The sequence below is a fragment of the Kitasatospora sp. NPDC004799 genome (assembly GCF_040609095.1).
Taxonomy (GTDB): Bacteria; Actinomycetota; Actinomycetes; order Streptomycetales; family Streptomycetaceae; genus Kitasatospora.
In genome coordinates this window covers 1-5140 of sequence record NZ_JBEXJK010000515.1, presented here as the reverse complement: position 1 = coordinate 5140, position 5140 = coordinate 1, and the positions used below count along the sequence as shown (strand labels likewise).

General features: G+C 74.1%; 7 protein-coding genes. 3 read left to right on the top strand and 4 right to left on the bottom strand.

All coding sequences use genetic code 11. From position 1 onward, the window contains the following. Positions 1-145: 145 nt before the first annotated feature. Positions 146-466: a multidrug efflux SMR transporter gene (locus ABZW03_RS36870; protein ID WP_355268639.1), complete on the bottom strand. Its 321-nt coding sequence runs from the start codon at positions 464-466 to the stop codon at positions 146-148. Between the two features lie 7 nt (positions 467-473). Continuing rightward, on the bottom strand, positions 474-1187 hold the full coding sequence (locus ABZW03_RS36865) for an NAD(P)H-dependent oxidoreductase (protein ID WP_355268637.1): 714 nt from the start codon (positions 1185-1187) through the stop codon (positions 474-476). A 101-nt stretch (positions 1188-1288) separates the two neighbouring features. Between ABZW03_RS36865 and ABZW03_RS36860 the strand changes: the two genes are divergently transcribed. Further along, entirely contained in the window at positions 1289-1855 is a 567-nt protein-coding gene (locus tag ABZW03_RS36860) for a helix-turn-helix domain-containing protein (protein WP_355268635.1), read from the top strand. A gap of 29 nt (positions 1856-1884) precedes the next feature. Here ABZW03_RS36860 and ABZW03_RS36855 read toward each other — a convergent pair whose 3' ends face one another. Then, positions 1885-2463 carry a TetR/AcrR family transcriptional regulator gene (locus ABZW03_RS36855; protein ID WP_355268641.1) on the bottom strand — a complete coding sequence of 193 codons (579 nt, stop codon included), beginning with the start codon at positions 2461-2463 and terminating at the stop codon, positions 1885-1887. Positions 2464-2559: 96 nt separating this feature from the next. On the opposite strand from ABZW03_RS36855, the gene ABZW03_RS36850 reads away from it, so the two are divergent. Next, positions 2560-3405, top strand: coding sequence for an NAD(P)H-binding protein (locus ABZW03_RS36850; RefSeq protein ID WP_355268633.1), 846 nt, complete (start codon positions 2560-2562; stop codon positions 3403-3405). 150 nt (positions 3406-3555) lie between these two features. Here the strand turns inward: ABZW03_RS36850 and ABZW03_RS36845 are convergent, their stop codons facing one another. Then, positions 3556-4260 carry a DUF5995 family protein gene (locus ABZW03_RS36845; protein ID WP_355268631.1) on the bottom strand — a complete coding sequence of 235 codons (705 nt, stop codon included), beginning with the start codon at positions 4258-4260 and terminating at the stop codon, positions 3556-3558. A gap of 193 nt (positions 4261-4453) precedes the next feature. Between ABZW03_RS36845 and ABZW03_RS36840 the strand changes: the two genes are divergently transcribed. Continuing rightward, positions 4454-4972, top strand: coding sequence for an SMI1/KNR4 family protein (locus ABZW03_RS36840; RefSeq protein WP_355268629.1), 519 nt, complete (start codon positions 4454-4456; stop codon positions 4970-4972). Positions 4973-5140 lie beyond the last annotated feature (168 nt).

Below are 5140 nucleotides of genomic sequence, written 5' to 3'. Positions count from 1 at the left end.
GAGCCGCGGCGGGCCTGAGCGCGGCGTCGGTCGAGCCGCGGCGGGCCCGGGCGCGGCCCCGGTCGTGCCGCGGCGGGCCCGAGCACTGCCCCGGTCGAACCGCGACGGGCCCGAGCACTGCGCCACCCGCGTCCGCGGCCGACCCTCAGTCCGCGGCGGTGAGCCGGGCGAGCACCAGCCCGGCCACGATCAGCGCCAGCGCGGCCGCCCGGCCCGCGCCGAGCGACTCGTGCCGCAGGACGGTCCCGAGCGTGATGGCGCCGACCGTGCCGATGCCGGTGAACATCGCGTAGGCGAGGCCGGCCGGGAGGTCGCGCATCGCCCGCGACAGCAGGTAGACGGACAGCGCGCCGAGCAGCACGCACAGCGCGGTGGGGCCGGGGCGGGTGAAGCCGTCGGTCGGCTTGATGCTCTGCGACCAGACGACCTCGACCAGGCCCGCGGCGAGCAGCAGGAGCCAGGACACGGCCGCCTCACCCCCGCCCGCCGGCGCGCACCCCGGCATCCACACGCGCCTCGCGCTCCCCGGCCGCCTCGCGCGCCAGCCGTCGCCCGGCCTCGGCCGCCTCGGCCAGGGCGGCGGCCAGCGACTCCTCGTGCTGCGGGAGCCGTTCGGCCAGCGCCGGGTCCACCGTCGCGTTCGCCAGTTCGGCGCCGATGACCAGGGTGTCCTCGACGGCGTAGTGCCCCTGGAAGAAGTCCACCAGGTAGCGCGCCTGGTGGTCGAAGGGCGCGCGCGGCATGCCCGGCCGGTAGGAGCCGCCCTGCGCGGAGGCGACCACGAAGCGCCGCGGCCGCAGGTTCATCTTCGGGAAGGTGACCTGGTCGATCCAGAGCTTGAGCTGGGCCGGGACGCCGAAGTTGTACATCGGCGAGCCGATCAGGACGACGTCGGCGGCGAGCAGTTCGGCGAGCAGCGGTTCGAGGACGGCCCAGGCGGCGCGCTCCGCGTCGGTGCGGACGGCCTCGGCGTAGCGGTCGGGCTCGACGATGCCCTCGCGGAGCAGGGTGTCGCAGATCGTCGTCCAGGCCTCGCCGATCGGCGGCACCGGTTCGGCCGCGAGGTCCCGGTAGGTGTACGCGCCCTGCGGGGCTTCGGCGCGCCAGGCCTCGGCGAAGGCCGCGCCGATCCGGCGGGAGAACGAGTTGCGGCGGGCGCTGGCGTCGAGGTGGAGGAGTTGCGGCATGACGGTACCCCCGGGAAAGCATAAGCGGACACGGCGTCCACTTGACTGGTGCCGATGCTAGCCACAAAGTGGACGCAGCGTCCACTTGTTAGGATCGGTCCATGCCTCCAGCCGAACGTGCCGATGCCGCCCGCAACCGACTCAAGGTGCTCCGGGCGGCCGAGCAGCTGTTCACGACCCGCGACCCGGCCACCGTGACCATGGAGGACATCGCCCGGGCGGCCGGCGTCGGCCGCGGCACGCTCTACCGCCGCTACCCGGACCGCGCCTCGATCGCGCGCGCCCTGCTGGACGCCCACGAGCACGAGATCCAGGAGCAACTCCTGCGCGGGGAGGGCCCGTTGGGCCCGGATCCGGCGGCCGCCCCGGCCGAGCGGCTGAGCGCCTTCTACTCGGCGATGGTCCGCCTGCTGGAGCGCCACTCCCACCTGCTGCTCGGCGCGGAGACCGGCCCGGCCCGGCTGGCCACCGGCGCCTACGGCTTCTGGCGCGCGCACGTCCGGATGCTGGCCGTGGCGGCGCGGGCCGAGGACCCGGACGTCCTCGCCGACCAGTTGCTGGCGCCGCTCGCCCCGGAGCTGTACCGCCACCACCGCGACCGGGGCGTCTCCCCCGAACGCGTCGAGGCCGGGCTCCACCTGCTCGCCCGGCGCATGCTCGGCGGCTGAAGCCCGGCCTCCTGAAGGGACTTGGGGACCTACGCGGCCCGCAGGGAGTCGAGCCAGCGCAGCAGCCGGGCCCCTTCGCGGGTCACCACCTCCGGATCGCGCAGCGCGTTGGCGAGCAGGGACATGCCCTGGTAACCGGAGACCAGGGTGAGGGCCAGGCCGTCCGGATCGGGCTGCCCCAGCTCGCGGAACTGGCCGGCGACCCAGTCGAGCAGCCGCCGCATCACCGTGGCCACCTCCACGTCGAGGTCCCCGTCGGCGCGCTTGTCGAGCTCGACGGCCAGGGTGCCGGTCGGGCAGCCGTGCCGGGCGGCGTCCTCGCGCAGGTCGATCCAGGCTTCGACCAGCGCCTTCAGCCGGTCCGCCGGATCGGGCAACCGATCCAGCCGGTCGGTGAGTTCGCGCAGGCGCGCACTGTGCTCGGAGAGCGCGGCGCGGACCAGGTCGTCCTTGGTCTTGAAGTAGTAGTAGACGTTCCCGACCGGGACGTCCGCCTCGCGCGCGATGTCGGCGAGGGTGGTGCGCTCGACGCCCTGCTCGTACAGCACCCGGGCCGCCGCCGCGGTGAGCCGTCGACGCTTCTGCGACGCCGCCTCGCGCCGGTTCACTGAGTCAGCCACCCGACTGACTATAGACAGCCGCCCGCACGGACGGCTACGGTCATTCTCAGTCAGCCAACTAACTCAGATGCGGGGACGGCAAAGATGATCACGGTGACGGGCGCGACCGGCAACATCGGACGGACGCTGGTGGAGCTGCTGGCCGAGGCCGGCGAGCAGGTGGTGGCCGTGTCCCGGCAGCCGCAGCCCGCCCACCCGGCGGCCGGGGTGCGCTGGGCACAGGGCGGGCTCGGCGACATCGCGGGCCTGCGCCCCGCGCTCGAAGGGGCCCGCGCGCTGTTCGTCGTGCTGGGCGGCGAGCTCAACAGCCACGGCGAGAGCCCGGACGCCCTGCTGGCGGCGGTCGCGGACGCCGGGGTCGAGCGGATCGTCCTGGTCTCCTCGCAGGCCAACACCACCCGGCCGGACCTTCCCTCGCACGTCCGGCTGCGCGCGTTCGACGCCGCCGTCCGCGCCTCCGGACGGGAGTTCACCGTCCTGCGCCCCGGCGCCTTCGCCTCCAACGCCTTCGGCTGGGCGGAGTCGGTCCGCACGGAGCGGACGGTCTACGCGCCGTTCGGCGGGGTGGGGCTGCCCGTCGTCGACCCGGCGGACATCGCGGCGGTGGCCGCGGCCGTCCTGCGCGAGGACGGGCACGCCGGCCGCGTGTACGACCTGACCGGGCCCGAGGCGATCGGGCCGCGCCGGCAGGCCGAGGTCATCGCCGAGGCCCTGGGCGAGGAGGTGGCCTTCGTGGAGCTGTCCCGCGAGCAGGCCCACGCGCACCTGGCGCGGTTCATGCCCGAGCAGGTGATCCCCGGGACGCTGGACGTCCTCGGCGCCCCGCTCCCGGTCGAGCAGGCGGTCAGCCCCGACGTGGCGGCCGTGCTGCACCGCCCGGCCGCACCCTTCCGGGCCTGGGTCGAGCGCAACCTGCCGGCCTTCCGGTAACCGGGCCTCCGGCGCCCGTTCCGGGAGTCGGGCCGTCCGGCAGGCGGGCCGTCCGGCAGGCGGCCGGACGGGCGCGAAGCCTCGCACCCGGGCGCACGCGAGCACCGCGCACGCCCGGGCACGAGCGCAACCCGGCTCAGGCCGCGGCGGTCAGTCGGCCGGCGGCGGGACGACCGGGACGAGGATCACCTGGCTGGTGGCGAACACGGACCCGGACATGGTGGCGAGCTGGGCCTGGTACTCGAGCGGGTTGTGCCGCGCCTCCCACAGCGCGACCGCGTTGACCCAGGCGGCCTCGCGGGCCGTCGACATGCTGAAGGCGCTGACGGCGTGCTTGAGCGCCTCGGCGGGCTCGGTGGCGACCTTCACGATCTGCAGCTCGAACTCGGCCCGGACCTCCGCCTCCACACTGGCGAGCAGGTCGTTGACCTTCTCGAAGTCCGCGTGCACCGGCGGCGTCCCGGGCGTGGTCCGGCGCTGCTTGCAGGTCTCCACGACCGCGATGGCCAGGTCGTGGTTGATGTGGGCGTTCATCCCGGCGAGGACGAACTGGATCGGCCAGAGCACCCGGTTGTCGCGCGCCTCGAAGACCGGCCGCCAGGCGAGCTCGGCCGAGCGCCCGGCCTTGGCGTCGTCCACGTTCTTGAGGTAGCGCCCGGCGAAGATCACGTCCATCCGCTCCAGGAAGGCGGGGTCCTGGAACGTGCCGGCGGTGACGTGCTCCTTCACCAGCTTGGTGACCTTGAGGTAGACGCGGTTGAAGCAGGCCACGCCGTCCCGGGGGTCGAGTTCGGCGTCGACCTGCTCCATGTGGGAGATCACTTCGTCGATGGTGGCGGGGAGTTGGGTCGTCATCACAGTCCTTCCGTGGGACGGATCGGATCCGCGCCGCACCCGCTCCGTCACGGAGTGTGTCGGCGCACGCACAGAAGATAGTGCACGGACCGTTGAAAGCCCCGGAGCCCCGAACCGCGGTCCGCCCCCGGTCTGTCCGAGCCGGCCCGTAGCCTTCGGTCGGATCCACAGATCCACAGAGAGGGAGAGCGGAATGGCGACACTCGACGAGATCACGGCCCTGCTGGGAGAGCCCCGCTTCCACTGGTCCGACCCCGCCCCCTGGGCACGGCTGGAGCAGGAGCTCGGGGTCTCCCTCCCCGCCGACTTCCGGGAGTTCACCGACGCCTACGGCCCGGTGGAGATCAACGAGCAGCTGTACCTGGACCACCCCGGCCACCCGGTCCGGGCCCTGGGCGAGAAGATCGCGGGCTGGATCGAGCACTGGAGCGACGAGGACGACGCGGAGTTCCTCCCCGCCCCGGCCGGCTCGGGCCCCGGCGAGCTGCTGCCGGTCGCCACGGCCACCACGGGCGAGTTCCTCTTCCTGCGGGTCCCGGCGGAGCCGTCGGCACCGTGGAGCGTGGGCGTACTGGAGACGGACACCCTGGAGTACGTGCCGTACGAACTGACCTTCGGCGACTGGCTGTTGGCGTACCTCAGGGGCGAGGACGTCACCATGCACGCGCACAACTTCGCCCCGGACGGCCCGTTCTACCGCCCGCTGACCTGAGGCCGCTCACCGCCACCGCGCTGCTCGCGGCCGGCGCCCCCGCCCTCGCCCCCGCCCTGCCCACCCTCCCCCTGGCCGCCCTGCTCTGCACGCCCTGCCCTGAAGCGTGAGCACCGGACCGCCCGCACCCCAGGGCCCGCGCACAGGAAGTCGGCCGGGTCGACTTCC